Origin of the sequence: Polynucleobacter yangtzensis, assembly GCF_001595965.1 — a bacterium.
GTDB lineage: Bacteria > Pseudomonadota > Gammaproteobacteria > Burkholderiales > Burkholderiaceae > Polynucleobacter > Polynucleobacter yangtzensis.
The window spans coordinates 382,563-398,453 of record NZ_LOJI01000001.1; the positions used below are offsets into that span (position 1 = coordinate 382,563).

Below are 15,891 nucleotides of genomic sequence, written 5' to 3' on the forward strand. Positions count from 1 at the left end.
CTGGGGCTCTTATGAGAAAAAGTGCAATTGATGTTTGGGTAGGTATATTTGTTGCCATAGGTTTATTGGCAGCACTATTTCTCGCGTTAAAAGTGGGCAATATGAATGCAGTCTCATTCGCTCCAACATACAAAATTTCCGCGCGCTTTGATAATATTGGCGGCTTAAAGCCTCGTGCACCGGTTAAAAGTGCTGGTGTAGTTGTTGGCAGAATTGCCAACATCTCTCTTGATGACAAGACTTATCAGGCAACAGTAGTCATGACGATTGAAGATTCTTTTAAGTTTCCAAAAGATTCTTCCGCAAAGATTTTGACTTCTGGTTTATTGGGTGAGCAATATATCGGGCTTGAAGCAGGAGGCTCGGATGATATGTTGGCTAATGGCGAGAAGATTTCTCAGACTCAGTCAGCTATTGTTTTAGAAAACCTCATTAGTCAGTTTCTCTATAACAAAGCGGCAGATAGCGGCCAAGACAAGGGCGTAGCAAAATAATGTTGTCGCTTTTGCGAAAACTCAGGACAGCAGCATTGCTTTGCTTGACTGCAGCCATGGTTGGCTGCGCCTCAATTCCTGCTGGCGCTGAGCGCTCCCCTCAAGATCCTTGGGAGCCATTTAATCGATCTGTATTTGAGTTTAATGAAGGCTTAGACGCTTATCTTCTAAAGCCGGTAGTTGCAGGGTATCGCTTTGTGTTGCCTGAGTTTGTGCGTGATGGAATTTATAACTTCTTTAGCAACTACAACGATATCTACACTGCACTCTTTAACTTGCTACAAGGCAAGCCCGGCTATGCATTTAACGATTTCATGCGGGTAGTAGTAAATACAACCATGGGCTTGGGTGGATTATTGGATCTGGCAACGCCTGGCGGCTTAGAAAAACATAAAGAAGACTGGGGTCAAACTTTAGGTGTTTGGGGCGTCCCTTCTGGCCCATATGTTGTTTTGCCTTTCTTTGGGCCAAGCAATTTGCGCGATACCTTTGGTACTGTGGCCGATTTAGAGTCAGACTATCTCTTCAGTTACGTTAAGGATATTGGCTTAAGAAATAGCATTACCGGTTTGCGTGTAGTAAATGCGCGTAATACTTACTATGAAGCCGGTGATTTATTGGATGGCGCTGCAATTGATAAGTACAGCTTTATGCGCGACGCTTATATTCAAAGACGGGCATATCAAATTAATGAGGGTCGCGATGATGAAGAGCCTCTTATGCCGGTTTACGAGAATCCATATCAATAAGCAGTTCATCAGTGCAATTTGAAGTGACTAAAATGAGTCTAAATATAGATAAAGATAGTGGGCGGGAAATATGAAAAGTTTTAAAAAAATCGGCAGCTTTATTTTTGCAGGCCTGCTGTTTGTAGTCGGCACTGTTTTTGCTCAAACACCTGATCAATCAACGCCTCCAGATGCACTCATCAAGATGGTTGTTACAGATGTCATGGCAAGTGTTAAGGCTGATCCAGATATTCAGAAGGGCAATATTCCAAAGATTGTGGACCTGGTAGAAAAGAAAATTGTTCCTTATACCGATATGCGTCGTACAACAGAAATGGCGATGGGGCCTAATTGGAAAAAGGCGACGTCTGAGCAGCAAGCCCAGCTTACTTCCGAGTTTAAGAATCTACTCATTCGCACTTATTCGGGCGCTTTGAGCCAGTTGCGTGATCAGACTGTGCAATTTAAAGCTTTGCGCGCGGCGCCAGATGACAAAGAGGTGGTTGTAAAAACTGTTGTACTTGGCCGTGGTGACCCAGTGCCTTTGGACTATCGCCTTGAGAAAACAGCTAATGGCTGGAAGGTTTATGACATGAACATCATGGGCGTTTGGTTGGTTGAGGCCTACCGCAACCAGTTTTCAAATCAAATCAGTCAAAGCGGCATTGAGGGTTTGGTGAAGTTCTTGCAAGACCGTAATAAACAATTAGCTACCGCTAAGCCAAGTAATTAATTGTTGAATCAAGACACCATGCCTTTTCTTTTACCGAAAAACGTTACGCAAGAAAATGCCTTGCAGTTACAAAAAGAGGGCTTGTTAAATAGCCCTAGTTTGCAATTGATCGATTGCTCTGCGTTAAAAGACTTTGACTCCACTGTATTAACTGTTTTATTGGCATGGCAAAAAAAGCTCCTGTCTGAAGGTAAGTCGATTTCGATAGAGCATGCGCCAGCGAAGCTAAAAGTTTTGGCTGGTGTTTATGGTGTTGCTGCATTGCTAGGTTTGTAATGGCAATGCATCCAGCGATATCTATTCAAAACATATCCAAGCAGTATGGGGCGCTTCAAGCTTTAGATGATGTTTCTCTGGCTATTGAGCCTGGAGAGTTTTTTGGTTTATTGGGCCCCAATGGCGCCGGCAAGACCACTTTAATATCTATTCTGGCTGGCTTAGTAAGACCTAGCCACGGTCATGCAGCCATTATGGGTGCTGATGTTCAAAAAGGTTTTCGTGAGGCACGCCGTATGCTGGGCGTTGTTCCTCAAGAGTTGGTCTTTGATCCCTTCTTTACTGTTCGAGAAACTTTGCGTTTTCAGTCGGGCTACTTTGGGATACGCAATAACGATGCATGGATTGACGAGATTATGGCCAATCTCGATCTCACCTCTAAGGCCGACAGCAATATGCGTTCTTTGTCTGGTGGGATGAAGCGTAGGGTGCTCGTGGCCCAAGCGTTAGTGCATAGACCCCCAGTCATTATCTTGGATGAGCCTACTGCTGGTGTCGATGTCGAGTTGCGTCAATCACTTTGGCAATTTATTAGCAGACTAAATCAAGATGGTCATACGATTGTTTTGACCACTCATTATTTGGAAGAGGCAGAAGCCCTGTGCCAGCGTATTGCCATGCTCAAGCAAGGCAAGATTGTGGCTTTAGACACCACCGCGAATTTATTAAGTCGTTATGGCTCCGTCAAGAAAGATGGTGAAGGTAAAACCGATTTAGAAGAGGTCTTTGTCAATATTATGTCCGGAGGCGCTTTATGAAGCATGGCCCAAATAGACCGGCTTTGGAATACGGCAGCGGTTTCCCGACCTTATTGTTTAAAGAAGTAAAGCGCTTTTATAAAGTTGCTTTTCAGACAATAGCTGCACCAGTTCTTACGGCCGTTCTGTACCTGATGATCTTTGGGCATGTGCTTGAAGGTAAGGAAATTTATGGCCGCCTCAGTTACACAGCCTTTTTGATTCCTGGTCTGGTCATGATGAGCGTTCTGCAGAATGCTTTTGCAAATACATCTTCATCTTTAATTCAGTCTAAAGTCACGGGTAATCTAGTGTTTGTTTTGCTGGCACCTTTGAGCCATTTTGAGTTCTATGCAGCCTATATTCTGGCCGCAGTCTTCAGGGGTATCGTCGTTGGTCTGGGTGTACTTTTAATTACTTCTTGGTTTGCATTCCCTGCACTGGAATATCCGCTGTGGATTTTGGTATTTGCATTTTTAGGTGCGGCGATTTTGGGAAGCCTTGGCTTAATTGCTGGCATCTGGGCTGATAAGTACGATCAGTTGGCTGCTTTTCAGAATTTCATCATCATGCCAGCGACGATGTTGTCTGGTGTTTTCTATTCCATTCATTCTTTACCGCCGGCGTGGCAAGTGGTCTCACATTTCAACCCCTTCTTTTACATGATTGACGGGTTCCGCTACGGATTTTTTGGGATTTCTGATAACTCCCCTTGGAGTAGTTTGGCGATCGTGTTTAGTTTCTTTGTAGTGGTGTCAGCCATTGCATTGCGCTTGCTACAAAAGGGCTATAAGCTCCGTTACTAATTGTTAATACCCTGGTTCATTAGGAGAAAAAATGCTACCCACCCCCGAACAGATTGAAGGCTATATCAAGCAAGGTATTCAATGTACTCATATACAGGTTGAGGGCGATGGACAGCATTTTTTTGCAACTATTGTGAGTCCTGAGTTTGAGGGCAAGCGCTTGGTGCAGCGTCATCAATTGGTTTATGGTGCCATGGGCGATCGCATGAAAGCAGAAGTACATGCTTTATCAATTAAGGCTTTTACACCCGAAGAATTTGCTCAGAATTCAGCGGCATAAAAATAGCTTCATTAGATATTAATTACTAAGTTTTCACTGGAATCGTTTCATGGATAAATTACGAATGGTTGGCGGAACTCCTCTTAAAGGTGAGGTAGTAATTGCTGGCGCTAAAAATGCCGCGTTGCCAATTCTGTGTGCTTGTCTATTAACCGATCAACCAGTTGTTTTGCGCAATGTTCCTGACTTGCAGGATGTGCGTACCATGCTTAAGCTTTTGCAAGAAATTGGCGTCACAGTAGATTTTCCAGATGCGAGCGATCACAGTCATATGGTGCTGAATGCAGCAGTCATCAAAAGCTCCGAGGCTACCTATGAGATGGTCAAGACTATGCGCGCTTCCATTTTGGTGCTTGGCCCACTCTTGGCCAGAATGCATAGTGCCAAGGTGTCATTGCCGGGTGGTTGCGCTATTGGTGCTCGTCCAGTGGATCAGCACATCAAGGGCCTGAAGGCAATGGGTGCCAGCATCAAAATCAAGAGCGGTTACATTCAAGCTGAAACGAAGCCTCAATCCGATCGTTTAAAAGGCGCCTCGATCTTGACGGACATGATTACCGTGACTGGCACTGAAAATTTATTGATGGCAGCTACTTTGGCATCAGGAACAACAGTGTTAGAGAATGCTGCACGCGAACCTGAGGTTGGCGACCTAGCTGAATTGCTAGTGAAGATGGGCGCTAAGATTTCTGGCATTGGCAGCGATCGTCTGATTATTGAAGGCGTTGAAAAATTACATGGTGCAGAGCATTCAGTGATTCCAGATCGTATTGAGGCTGGAACATTCCTGTGTGCAGTAGCTGCAACTGGTGGCGAGATTACCGTCAAACACTGCCGTCCAGATACTTTAGATGCAGTGATCGTGAAATTAAAAGAAGCTGGTCTGCAGATGGAGGTTGGTCCAGATTGGATTAAGGCATCGATGCAGGGTCGCCCTAAAGCGGTAAATTTCCGCACCTCGGAGTACCCAGCCTTTCCGACAGATATGCAGGCACAGCTGATGGCAGTGAATGCCATCGCAGCTGGCAGCTCAATGATTACCGAAACGATTTTTGAAAACCGCTTTATGCATGTGCAAGAGCTCAATCGTTTGGGTGCAGACATTGCTATTGAAGGAAATACCGCAATTGCTCAGGGAGTGGAAAAGCTCTCCGGCGCAATCGTGATGGCCACCGACCTACGTGCTTCTGCTAGCTTGGTAATCGCTGGACTGGCAGCTCAGGGTGAAACCCAGGTGGACCGGATTTACCACTTAGATCGTGGCTATGACCGTATGGAGCAGAAGTTAACCCTCTTGGGTGCCAAGATTGAGCGCGTCAAGTAAGGCTGATGGATAATTAGTCCATGAAATTGACTTTAGCTCTCTCCAAGGGCCGCATCTTCGAGGAAACCGCTGAGATCTTGTCCAAGGTCGGCATTGTGCCGCTGGAAGATCCTGAGAAGTCTCGCAAACTGATTATTGAAACAACCAATCCAGATGTTCGCTTAATTATTGTCCGCGCGTCCGACGTTCCAACATATGTGCAATTTGGTGGTGCTGATTTTGGCGTTGCTGGTTTAGACGTATTGATGGAAAAAGGCACCGATGGTTTGTATGTGCCTTATGACTTAGGTATTGCCAAGTGCCGCATGTCTGTTGCTGTACGTGAGGGTTTTGATTACGCCGGCGTAGTGAAGCAAGGTTCTCGTTTAAAAGTGGCAACGAAGTATGTCAATTGCGCGCGGGAACACTTTGCCAATAAAGGTGTCCATATAGACACGATTCATCTGTACGGCTCAATGGAGCTTGCTCCATTGGTAGGGCTGGCTGACGCTATCGTAGATTTGGTTTCTACTGGCAACACCCTAAAAGCAAATGGTTTGATTGAGGTTGAGCCAATCGCTGATATCAGTGCTCGTTTGGTAGTAAATCAAGCTTCGTATAAGCGTAAGCGTGCTCAACTGCAGCCTATTTTTGAGTTGCTGAAGTAATCAGCGGCCAACCAGAAGTCTCATCCATGTCTTCAAATATCAACGTCAAACGCCTTAATAGCCAAGATGCAGGCTTCAGAGAAATTCTGCTGTCGAGCCTTTCTTTGCCTAGCGCTGATGACGAGGCTATAGATTCTGCAGTCGTCAAGATCTTGGCGGCAGTCAAAGATAAGGGCGATGAAGCGGTTCTTGGTTTTACAAAACAATTCGATCGTTTGAATGTTGCAAGCGTTTCCGAATTAGAAATTCCGCGCAAGGATTTAGAACAAGCCTACCTCTCTTTATCTGCTGAGCAAAAAAGCGCCCTAGATGTTGCTGCGCAAAGAGTTCGCGCATATCACGAGAAGCAAAAGATTGAAGCGGGTTGTCATTCTTGGGAATACGAAGAGAAAGATGGCACGCGCCTCGGTCAAAAAGTAACGCCCCTAGATCGTGTTGGTATTTATGTGCCAGGTGGTAAAGCAGCTTACCCATCCTCTGTATTGATGAATGCCATCCCCGCAAAAGTGGCAGGTGTTGGTGAAGTCATTATGGTGGTGCCTACTCCAGATGGAGCGCGTAATCCATTGGTCTTGGCAGCAGCATACCTTGCGGGTGTTGATCGCGTCTTTACGATCGGCGGTGCTCAGGCAGTGGGTGCTTTGGCTTATGGAACAAAAACTATTCCTTCGGTCGACAAAATTGTTGGACCTGGTAATGCTTATGTAGCAGCAGCTAAGCGCCGAGTATTTGGCATTGTCGGTATCGATATGATCGCCGGCCCCTCAGAGATCTTAGTCCTCTGCGACGGATCTACTAACCCTGATTGGGTTGCCATGGATTTGTTTTCACAGGCTGAGCATGATGAGCAAGCGCAATCAATCTTGCTGTGTCCAGACGTTGCATATATTGAGCAAGTGCAAGCAAGTATTAATAAGCTTTTGCCAGAAATGCCAAGAGCAAAAGTAATTGAAGCTTCACTAAAAAATCGCGCCCTATTGATTCAAGTTAAAGATATGGCAGAAGCTTGTGAGATTGCTAATGCCATTGCAGCTGAGCATTTGGAGATTTGTGCTGCCGATCCACGCAAGTGGGCAGATCAAATTCGTCATGCAGGCGCTATCTTTATGGGTAACTACACCAGTGAATCATTAGGTGATTACTGTGCCGGACCTAACCACGTCTTGCCAACAGCACGCACTGCACGATTCTCTTCACCATTAGGTGTTTATGACTTCATCAAGCGCTCGAGCATGATTGAAGTGAGTGAAGCTGGTGCGCAAACTTTAGGTGAGGTTGCAAGTACCTTAGCTCATGGTGAAGGCTTGCAAGCTCATGCTCGTGCGGCCGAGATGCGTCTCAAAAAGTAAGCACGCAATAAACCTGCGCTTACTAATTTAATCTTTTAATTCAGAATTTCTTTTAAAGCGGCGACGAGTTCGTTGCTTTGTTCATCTGTGCCGATCGTAATGCGCAAGAATTCTTCTATGCGTGCAGATTTAAAGTGACGAACGATGATGCCACGATCACGCAAGGCCTGATAGAGCTCGGCTCCAGCATGCTGTGGGTGACGGGTAAAAATAAAGTTAGCAGTTGAAGGCAACGTTTCAAATCCTAAAGCTTTGAGCTGCTCAACTAACTTAGTGCGGGTTTGAATGACCTTGGCTGAGGTTTCTTCAAGATGCGCCTGATCCTCAATAGCTGCAATAGCTCCGGCTTGAGCAAGGCGCCCTAGTGGGTAGGAGTTAAAACTATTTTTTACTCGTTCTAAGCCCTCAATTAAGTCGGGATGTCCAACAGCAAAGCCAACGCGCAAGCCAGCCAAGGCGCGTGATTTAGAAAGCGTATGAACAACTAGAAGATTTTCTGGACAGGCATTGCCGCGCAATAATGGAATGCAGGATTCAGTGCCGTAATCAACGTAGGCTTCATCGATAACTACTACGGAGTCTTTATTCCGAGATAACAAAGATTCGATTTCAGAGCGGGGAATAGATCTGCCGGTTGGGGCATTTGGGTTGGGGAAAATAATTCCACCGTTGGGCTTTTTGAAGTCGGCAGTATTGATCTCAAAATTTTCACCCAGGGAAATCGTTTGGTATTCAATCCCAAAAAGCTTGCAGTAGACCGGATAGAAGCTATAAGTAATATCCGGAAAGTGGACTGGCTTACTTTGTTTGAGAAGCCCAGCAAAGACATGCGCTAAAACTTCATCCGAACCATTGCCTAAAAAAACTTGTTTTGGGTCTAGGCCATGCAATTTGGCGATGGCTTGTTTGAGGGCTGTACCTTCTGGATCAGGATAAAGGCGTAAATCCGCAGTATTTTGACTTTCAATGGCAGCTAGCGCCTTGGGCGATGGGCCATAAGGGCTTTCATTGGTGTTGAGTTTGACCAGCCGCTGCATTTGCGGTTGCTCCCCTGGAACGTAAGGGGTTAAGGTTTTAACAACAGGGCTCCAAAAACGGCTCATGAGGGTTCTCAGGTCAAAAATCGGGATGAAAGTGCTGCAATATCGATATTTATATCTTCTCTAGGAATGATATTATGAGGCTTCAATCAACACTTCGCCTCGCGGCGCAATGAAGCATGCGGCAAGCCGACGTTACCCGAAACACTTCGGAAACCAAAATTCAGATTTCCATCAATTTAGATGGTTCCGGTAAGGCTGAGCTAGCCTCCGGAGTTCCTTTCCTCGACCATATGTTGGATCAAATTGCCCGTCACGGCATGATTGACCTCAAAGTGGTTGCTAATGGCGATACCCATATTGATGATCACCACACTGTTGAAGATGTGGGAATTACCTTGGGCCAAGCCTTTGCTAAAGCGGTAGGCGATAAAGCTGGTATTACCCGTTATGGCCACTCTTATGTGCCTTTGGATGAGACTTTATCTCGTGTTGTCATCGATTTCTCTGGGCGCCCTGGTTTGGAATTCAATGTTCCATTTACTCGTGCTCGCGTGGGTGATTTTGATGTTGATCTCAGCATTGAGTTCTTCCGTGGTTTTGTGAACCATGCTGGAGTGACTTTGCACATCGATAACTTGCGTGGCATCAACGCGCATCATCAGATTGAAACAGTGTTCAAGGCTTTTGGTCGCGCATTGCGTATGGCCTTGGCGGTAGATCCACGTGCATCCGGCTCTATTCCTTCAACCAAAGGCAGCCTCTAATCTAGATCATCTAGTTGCCAGTTAGATAACAGCAAAGATAGGCTCAATTTTGGCGCAAACCATTGCGATCGTTGATTATGGAATGGGCAATCTCCGTTCCGTGTATCAAGCATTTCATCATGTTGCACCTAATGACAATGTCCTGATTGCACATCAGCCTGAAGAAATTCGCGCCGCTGATCGTGTGGTTTTGCCAGGTCAGGGCGCTATGCCAGATTGCATGAAGCACCTACAAGAGTCCGGTTTATTAGAGGCCTTGTTAGAGGCAGCTAAAAGCAAGCCGCTCTTGGGCGTTTGCGTTGGCGAGCAAATGCTATTTGATAGAAGTGCAGAGGTTCGTGCCACTGAGCAATGGACACCGTGCTTGGGCTTGATTCCTGGTGAAGTGCGCCGTTTTGATTTGGCTGGCAAGAAGCAGCCGGATGGATCTGCTTTTAAAGTACCGCATATGGGGTGGAATCAGGTCCGTCAGGATCAAAAGCACCCCCTTTGGTCTGGTATCCCGGATTTGACTAGTTTTTATTTTGTGCATAGCTACTATGTTGTGCCGCAGCGCAATGAAGATATTGCTGGTTCTACTGAATATGGCGATTGGTTTACTTCTGCAGTGGCGCGAGATAATATTTTTGCAACTCAATTTCATCCAGAAAAAAGTGCAGAATACGGATTAAAGCTTTATCAAAATTTTGTTTCTTGGCAACCTTAATATTTATTACTCTTTGCTATGCTGCTCATTCCCGCAATTGATCTAAAAGACGGCCACTGTGTTCGACTTGAACAAGGTGATATGGATAAGGCTACGGTTTTTTCTGAAGACCCTAGCGCGATGGCGGCGCATTGGATTAGCAAAGGTGCGCGTCGCTTGCACTTGGTAGATCTCAATGGCGCATTTGCTGGCAAGTTAAAAAATGAGTCTGCCATTAAATCTATTCTCAAGGCCGTAGGTAATGAGATCCCTGTGCAGTTGGGTGGCGGTATTCGTGATCTTGAGACGATAGAACGTTTGTTAGATGACGGCATCAGTACTGTCATTATTGGTACTGCAGCAGTGAAGAATCCTGGTTTTGTGCAAGATGCTTGCACGGCATTCCCTGGGCATGTCATGGTGGGTCTTGATGCTCGTGATGGCAAAGTAGCTACGGATGGTTGGAGCAAAATCACCGGTCATGAAGTAATTGACCTTGCTAAGAAATTTGAAGACTGGGGTGTAGAAGCCATTATCTACACTGATATTGGGCGCGATGGCATGCTCAAAGGTGTGAACATTGATGCCACTGTGAAGTTGGCCCAAGCTATACGCATTCCGGTAATCGCTAGTGGCGGCTTATCGAATAATCAAGATATCGATGCACTCTGCAAGGCAGAGGAAGAGGGTGTGATGGGTGTGATTGCTGGCCGCTCTATTTATGCTGGTGATCTCGATCTCGCTGCCGCACAAAAATATGCTGATGAGTTAACACTCAAATATAAAAAGAAAATTATCTAGTGTTAACCAAGCGCATTATTCCTTGCCTCGATGTCACTGCGGGGCGTGTAGTTAAAGGTGTGAACTTTGTTGGTCTGCGCGATGCAGGTGACCCTGTCGAAATTGCAAAAAGATACAACACGCAAGGCGCAGACGAACTGACCTTCTTGGACATTACCGCAACATCTGATGGGCGCGATCTGATTCTGCACATCATTGAGGATGTGGCATCACAGGTATTTATTCCGCTGACTGTTGGCGGCGGCGTGCGTGCGGTTGCTGATGTGCGACGCTTACTCAACGCTGGCGCAGATAAAGTCAGCATGAATTCCTCTGCAGTTGCTAATCCAGATTTGGTTTCTGATGCGGCTGCGTATTACGGCTCTCAATGCATTGTGGTGGCGATTGACGCCAAGCAAACAGAAGCAGGTAATTGGGAAGTATTTACCCACGGCGGCAGAACAGCTACTGGCATGGATGTAGTGGAGTGGGCCAAGGAGGTTGCTAAGCGTGGCGCTGGTGAGATTTTGCTAACCAGCATGAATCGTGACGGTAGCAAAGATGGTTTTGATTTGGCTCTTACTGCAGCAGTAAGTGATGCGGTTTCAGTGCCGGTTATTGCTTCTGGCGGAGTTGGTAATTTGCAGCATTTGGTAGATGGCATTACCAAAGGCCATGCAGATGCAGTCTTAGCTGCCAGCATCTTTCATTATGGTGAGTACACCGTTGGCCAGGCCAAGGAATATATGGCCGCCCAAGGAATCCCAGTTCGGATTTAAACCGAATTCAGACTTTTTACTAAGTTTGAACCATTGCCTGTAAAGTTTAGGTATGAGCAATTCTCAAAGCACTTTTACACCCATTCAAAATCTGCAAGCTGGTTCATGGCTTGATGCTGTGACGTGGAATGAGCAAGGTTTAGTTCCGGCAATCGCCCAAGAGGTCGGTAGCAAAGATATCTTGATGATGGCTTGGATGAACCGCGATGCTCTTCTGGAAACATTGCGTTTGGGCGAGGCAGTCTACTGGACGCGCTCAAGGCAGAAGTTATGGCACAAAGGTGAAGAGTCTGGCCACACTCAAAAGGTAAAAGAAATCCGCCTAGATTGTGATGGCGACACGATTTTGCTATTGGTTGAGCAAAAAGATGGCATTGCCTGCCATACAGGTGAACATAGCTGCTTCTTTTTGCAGTGGGACTCTGCAAAAGCTGCTTGGGTTGATGAGTCCAAGAGTAAGAAGTAATACAAAGACCTTCTTGCAAAAGACATAAAATGATCCTATGACTAGTTCTGCAAACAAACCCTCTAATCTGGACTCGGCCTTAGCCCATTTGGCTGACGTGGTCGATCAACGTCGTGATGCGTTTAAGGCGGGTCATGCAGATCCTAAAACTTCTTATACCGCTTTGCTCTTTTCAAAGGGTGACGATGGCATTTTGAAAAAGATTGGCGAAGAGGCGACTGAAGCGGTCATGGCCGCTAAGGATGCGCGTAACTCTAATTTGGCTCCCGACCAGCAAAAGTTGCTAGTTGGTGAAATGGCTGATTTATGGTTTCACTGCCTGATTGCTCTGTCTCAATTCAATTTGCGCCCAGAAGATGTTATCGCCGAGCTTGATCGTCGCCTGGGAACTTCGGGCATCGAAGAGAAGGCCGCCAGAAAAGCAGCCGACAAAGAATAAATTCGGAATAACTGCGGAATAACCACGGAATAAGCATGTCACACGATCCAAATTGCCTGTTTTGCAAGATTTCCCAGGGCTTAATCCCCTCCCAGAAGGTTTATGAGGACGAGGAGATCTATGTTTTTAAAGACATTAATCCGGCAGCGCCTATCCATTTTTTGATGATTCCTAAAAAACATATACCCATGTTGGAGTCCGCAGAAAGCGTAGATACCCCTTTGCTGGGTAGAATGATGGAATTAGCGCCCCGTCTTGCCAAAGAACAGGGTTGCCGTCCCGGTAAGGATGGCGGCTTTAGATTGATGGTGAATAATGGTGCAGATGGTGGGCAGGAGGTTTATCACTTGCACTTGCATGTGATGGGCGGTCCCCGCCCCTGGAAAAAATAATCCAAGGAGATTAAAGATGGGTTCATTTAGCATTTGGCATTGGTTAATTGTGTTGGTGATCGTGATGTTGGTATTTGGTACCAAAAAATTACGCAACATTGGTCAAGACTTGGGTGGTGCTGTTAAGGGTTTTAAGGATGGTATGAAAGCTTCTGATGAGCCTAAAGAGCAAATTCAACAAAGTTCTGCAGCAACAGAGAAGACTGTTGATGTCCAGGCAAAAGACGTAAACAAATAAAATTTCTGAAGCGCGATAGAAACTCATGCAGCTTTTAAACGACTGGTTAAATGATTGATCTCGGAGTTTCAAAGCTTGCGCTAATTGCTGTGGTTGCTTTGGTCGTAGTTGGGCCTGAGCGTTTGCCAAAAGTTGCTCGCATGGCAGGTAATTTGTTTGGGCGTGCACAACGCTATATGGCTGACGTCAAATCTGAGGTCAACCGCCAGATGGAAGTAGAAGAGTTTAAAAAGTTTCGAGAAGAAACGACTGCCACTCTCAAAGAAGTTGAAAATAGCATTGGTTCGACTGTTCAAGAGGCGGGCGCAAACTTAAGTGACCAGGCTGATATTTTTGAGACCAATTTCGAAAAGCCGCCACTAGATGAAAAAGAGGTCCTTCGCAAAAGCAAGCGCCAAGGCCGCAATAGCTGGGGCGTTCGCCGTGCTGCAAGACCAGTTTGGTTTAAACGCTCCGCAGGTATTCGCACTCGTGTGCAATCTGGCGCAGCCAGAATGAAGCGCTTTCATCACACCGCTGGCAAATAAAAACAATAGTAAAAAGCAAAAGAATAAAAATATCTACGCATGACTGATAAGAATTCAACTGAAGACTCGGGATTACAAGAAACATTTCTATCCCACTTATTTGAATTACGTGATCGCGTAATTAAATCAGCGCTTGCAATTATTGTTGTCTTCGTATGTTTGGTTTATTGGGCGCCTGATATTTTTCATCTGTTTGCGCAGCCTTTGCTTGAGTCATTGCCGGCAGGCGGCAAGATGATAGTGACTGATGTTACTGGTTCCTTCTTTGTGCCGATGAAGGTAACCATGCTGGTTGCTTTTCTGATTGCACTACCTGTGGTGATTTATCAGCTCTGGGCTTTTATTGCGCCTGGTCTATATCTGCATGAAAGAAAGCTCATTCTTCCTTTGGTAGTGAGTAGCTATAGCCTCTTTATTTTTGGTATGGCTTTTGCTTATTTCTTGGTATTCCCAACCGTATTTAACTTTATGGCTAGTTATAACGCGCCATTGGGTGCAGAGATGTCTACGGACATCGATAAATACCTTGGTTTTGCTATGAATACCTTTTTGGCTTTTGGCATTACCTTTGAGGTGCCTGTAGTGGTAGTTGTTTTGGTGCGCATGGGTATGGTGCCTTTAGCAAAGCTGAAAGAGATTCGGCCTTACGTGATTGTGGGCGCCTTTGTGATCTCGGCAATCGTGACCCCTCCAGATGTTCTTTCTCAGTTGCTTTTGGCGGTGCCGATGACTCTTCTCTATGAATTAGGGTTATTTATTGCACGCTTCTATGTGCCCAAGCCTTCAGAGGATGAAGCTAAGGCAGAGGGTTCTGCGGCTTAATTAGCCTCTGTATCAACGGCTTGGTTTTCGAAAGTCGTCTTTAGCCAGTCAGTAACCCGATCAAAGCGATAACGTCTTTGACGAAGATTACCTTCGAGATCTATTTCTGAGCCAGCAAAAGCTTTGCCAGCTGCCAAAAGGGCGCGGCGCTGCTGAATCGTTTCAATCTGAATCAATCTCGGTAATATCTTGGGGAGTTCCCAGCGAATATCAACCACTACACAGTGCTCATGCTGTAGTTGCCCAACTTCACACAGCAATAACTCTGCCTTAGTGAAATTAAATTGATTTGCAATGATGATGCGGTGACAGAGTAATAACCAATCTTCCTCTAGTTTGTGCTCAGCATGATGATTAACGGCCTTTTCAGCATATTGGGCTAATTCAAACCATTCATTTGTTTTCGGGTTTGGACAGCTTTCTAAAATTTTGCTCAGTAACTCTTTTGCTTCAGAAACTCCTTGCTGCTGTGCTTGCCATACCCAGTAAGAGGCTTGAAGGCCACGCACCTTTTCATCACTCTTTTCACGTTTGCGCCAGAGATTGGCGCCTTTACGAAGTTGTGCCTGTGCATGGCCTAGATCTGCAGCGCGGTCAAAACAGCGATCACTTTCTGTGGCGTTGTATCCAGAAAATTGTGGACGGCGATAAATTTCACCAAGCGCAAACCAAGCATCACGATCACCGTCTTTGGCAGCAAGCTCTAGCCAGTGAGCTGCTTTCTTCAGCGAGGCATTTGATTTACCTTCCTCTATATCTACTTTGCCATCTAGTTGAGCAAGGCGTAAACCTAGAGTCAGCTTTGCAACTGTTAAGCCCAGCTCCGCAGCTTGATTCAGCGCGTCTTCATTCTGCTCATCAAGCCAAACCTTCCATAGCGAAGAAAGAGCTTCATTCTTTGGTTGAAGTTTGATGAGTAACTCTTTTGCGTTAGAAGCAAAAGCAGACTCACCGTTAGCCAATTCTTGCAAATATTCTTTGGCCAGCTTTTGAATGCCAACAAAATCTAAGGAAGAAAGTTTTTGAATGGAAGTCGGCGAACTTTTCTTTTTGAGCCAATCGACCAGCTGAGTTTGGATTTCTTGATTAGCCGGGTTCACTAATAAATTAACTAATTGCCATTTAGCTGAAAGACTCGAATAAGTGGAGTCTCCAGCTTCAGCTAGCTTCCAGAATGAGTGCCAGCCAAACTCAAAAGCTGGGGAATTGAATGTTTCTGCGAGCGGAATATTGGCAACCTGGCTTAAAAGGCCCAGGATCTCCGCGCTACTTGAGCTTTGATTCTCAAGTAGTTGATTTGTAATAGAAAAATACGATTTTTCCAGCCAAATCAATGCATTAGATGGTTGGATTGGCGTCTTAAATGCACCGGTAAGATAGGTCTGCGCCAATTTTTGTTGCGCAGAAACATCGCCTAAACGTGCAGAACTGAGGATTTTTAAGAATTCGCGACTTGCCATATGACAATTTTGGCATCTGAGGGCCATAAAAGACAGAAAAGAGGGGTCTTGTTGCCGAGATACAACGAAGAAAGCCAAAAAACTACCTTTTGACAAGCAAAAAGAGCTCCTAAATACCCTGA

21 protein-coding genes and 1 pseudogene are annotated in these 15,891 nt (G+C 45.6%); 20 read left to right on the forward strand and 2 right to left on the reverse strand.

Annotation, left to right across the window (positions count from 1 at the left end):
- Positions 1-11: 11 nt before the first annotated feature.
- The 10 genes and pseudogenes from mlaD to hisD all read left to right on the forward strand — a co-directional run bounded on the left by mlaD (position 12) and on the right by hisD (position 7,374).
- Entirely contained in the window at positions 12-494 is a 483-nt protein-coding gene (mlaD, locus tag JaK3_RS02020; RefSeq protein ID WP_068320168.1) for an outer membrane lipid asymmetry maintenance protein MlaD, read from the forward strand.
- Positions 494-1,243 (forward strand): MlaA family lipoprotein, encoded by a 750-nt coding sequence (locus JaK3_RS02025; protein ID WP_068320170.1) that lies wholly within the window; start codon positions 494-496, stop codon positions 1,241-1,243. The genes mlaD and JaK3_RS02025 overlap by 1 nt, the downstream gene beginning before the upstream one ends.
- 70 nt (positions 1,244-1,313) lie before the next feature.
- Entirely contained in the window at positions 1,314-1,955 is a 642-nt protein-coding gene (locus JaK3_RS02030; protein ID WP_068320172.1) for an MlaC/ttg2D family ABC transporter substrate-binding protein, read from the forward strand.
- 18 nt (positions 1,956-1,973) lie between these two features.
- Positions 1,974-2,231: an STAS domain-containing protein gene (locus JaK3_RS02035; protein ID WP_068320679.1), complete on the forward strand. Its 258-nt coding sequence runs from the start codon at positions 1,974-1,976 to the stop codon at positions 2,229-2,231.
- A gap of 5 nt (positions 2,232-2,236) precedes the next feature.
- Positions 2,237-2,920 (forward strand): annotated as a pseudogene (locus JaK3_RS02040) (ABC transporter ATP-binding protein); the annotation flags it as partial.
- Positions 2,921-2,985: 65 nt separating this feature from the next.
- Positions 2,986-3,774 carry an ABC transporter permease gene (locus tag JaK3_RS02045; protein ID WP_068320174.1) on the forward strand — a complete coding sequence of 263 codons (789 nt, stop codon included), beginning with the start codon at positions 2,986-2,988 and terminating at the stop codon, positions 3,772-3,774.
- 31 nt (positions 3,775-3,805) lie between these two features.
- Complete coding sequence (locus JaK3_RS02050; RefSeq protein WP_068320176.1) at positions 3,806-4,054, forward strand: BolA family protein; 249 nt, start codon at positions 3,806-3,808, stop codon at positions 4,052-4,054.
- Positions 4,055-4,103: 49 nt separating this feature from the next.
- Positions 4,104-5,378, forward strand: a complete 1,275-nt coding sequence (gene murA / locus JaK3_RS02055; protein ID WP_068320178.1) for a UDP-N-acetylglucosamine 1-carboxyvinyltransferase — start codon at positions 4,104-4,106, stop codon at positions 5,376-5,378.
- Between the two features lie 20 nt (positions 5,379-5,398).
- Positions 5,399-6,025: an ATP phosphoribosyltransferase gene (gene hisG, locus JaK3_RS02060; RefSeq protein WP_068320180.1), complete on the forward strand. Its 627-nt coding sequence runs from the start codon at positions 5,399-5,401 to the stop codon at positions 6,023-6,025.
- A gap of 26 nt (positions 6,026-6,051) precedes the next feature.
- A complete protein-coding gene (gene hisD / locus JaK3_RS02065) occupies positions 6,052-7,374 on the forward strand; it encodes a histidinol dehydrogenase (RefSeq protein ID WP_068320182.1) in 1,323 nt (440 codons plus the stop codon).
- 35 nt (positions 7,375-7,409) lie between these two features.
- Here hisD and hisC read toward each other — a convergent pair whose 3' ends face one another.
- Positions 7,410-8,477, reverse strand: coding sequence for a histidinol-phosphate transaminase (gene hisC / locus JaK3_RS02070; protein ID WP_068320184.1), 1,068 nt, complete (start codon positions 8,475-8,477; stop codon positions 7,410-7,412).
- 116 nt (positions 8,478-8,593) lie between these two features.
- On the opposite strand from hisC, the gene hisB reads away from it, so the two are divergent.
- The 10 genes from hisB to tatC are packed head-to-tail and all read left to right on the forward strand — an operon-like array spanning position 8,594 to position 14,309.
- Positions 8,594-9,181, forward strand: coding sequence for an imidazoleglycerol-phosphate dehydratase HisB (gene hisB, locus JaK3_RS02075; RefSeq protein WP_068320186.1), 588 nt, complete (start codon positions 8,594-8,596; stop codon positions 9,179-9,181).
- Positions 9,182-9,230: 49 nt separating this feature from the next.
- Positions 9,231-9,887, forward strand: coding sequence for an imidazole glycerol phosphate synthase subunit HisH (hisH, locus tag JaK3_RS02080; protein WP_068320188.1), 657 nt, complete (start codon positions 9,231-9,233; stop codon positions 9,885-9,887).
- An 18-nt stretch (positions 9,888-9,905) separates the two neighbouring features.
- Positions 9,906-10,667: a 1-(5-phosphoribosyl)-5-[(5-phosphoribosylamino)methylideneamino]imidazole-4-carboxamide isomerase gene (hisA, locus tag JaK3_RS02085; protein WP_068320190.1), complete on the forward strand. Its 762-nt coding sequence runs from the start codon at positions 9,906-9,908 to the stop codon at positions 10,665-10,667.
- Positions 10,667-11,425, forward strand: a complete 759-nt coding sequence (gene hisF, locus JaK3_RS02090) for an imidazole glycerol phosphate synthase subunit HisF (RefSeq protein ID WP_068320192.1) — start codon at positions 10,667-10,669, stop codon at positions 11,423-11,425. The genes hisA and hisF overlap by 1 nt, the downstream gene beginning before the upstream one ends.
- Before the next feature lie 52 nt (positions 11,426-11,477).
- On the forward strand, positions 11,478-11,891 hold the full coding sequence (hisI, locus tag JaK3_RS02095; RefSeq protein ID WP_068320194.1) for a phosphoribosyl-AMP cyclohydrolase: 414 nt from the start codon (positions 11,478-11,480) through the stop codon (positions 11,889-11,891).
- Positions 11,892-11,928: 37 nt separating this feature from the next.
- Complete coding sequence (locus JaK3_RS02100; RefSeq protein WP_068320195.1) at positions 11,929-12,330, forward strand: phosphoribosyl-ATP diphosphatase; 402 nt, start codon at positions 11,929-11,931, stop codon at positions 12,328-12,330.
- 35 nt (positions 12,331-12,365) lie between these two features.
- On the forward strand, positions 12,366-12,722 hold the full coding sequence (locus JaK3_RS02105) for a histidine triad nucleotide-binding protein (RefSeq protein ID WP_068320198.1): 357 nt from the start codon (positions 12,366-12,368) through the stop codon (positions 12,720-12,722).
- A gap of 16 nt (positions 12,723-12,738) precedes the next feature.
- Positions 12,739-12,960 (forward strand): Sec-independent protein translocase subunit TatA, encoded by a 222-nt coding sequence (tatA, locus tag JaK3_RS02110; RefSeq protein WP_068320200.1) that lies wholly within the window; start codon positions 12,739-12,741, stop codon positions 12,958-12,960.
- 50 nt (positions 12,961-13,010) lie between these two features.
- Positions 13,011-13,487, forward strand: a complete 477-nt coding sequence (gene tatB / locus JaK3_RS02115; protein ID WP_068320202.1) for a Sec-independent protein translocase protein TatB — start codon at positions 13,011-13,013, stop codon at positions 13,485-13,487.
- A gap of 39 nt (positions 13,488-13,526) precedes the next feature.
- Entirely contained in the window at positions 13,527-14,309 is a 783-nt protein-coding gene (tatC, locus tag JaK3_RS02120) for a twin-arginine translocase subunit TatC (protein WP_068320205.1), read from the forward strand.
- On the opposite strand, the gene JaK3_RS02125 is transcribed toward tatC, so the two are convergent.
- Positions 14,306-15,769, reverse strand: coding sequence for a tetratricopeptide repeat protein (locus JaK3_RS02125; RefSeq protein WP_068320207.1), 1,464 nt, complete (start codon positions 15,767-15,769; stop codon positions 14,306-14,308). The genes tatC and JaK3_RS02125 overlap by 4 nt on opposite strands.
- Between the last annotated feature and the right edge of the window lie 122 nt (positions 15,770-15,891).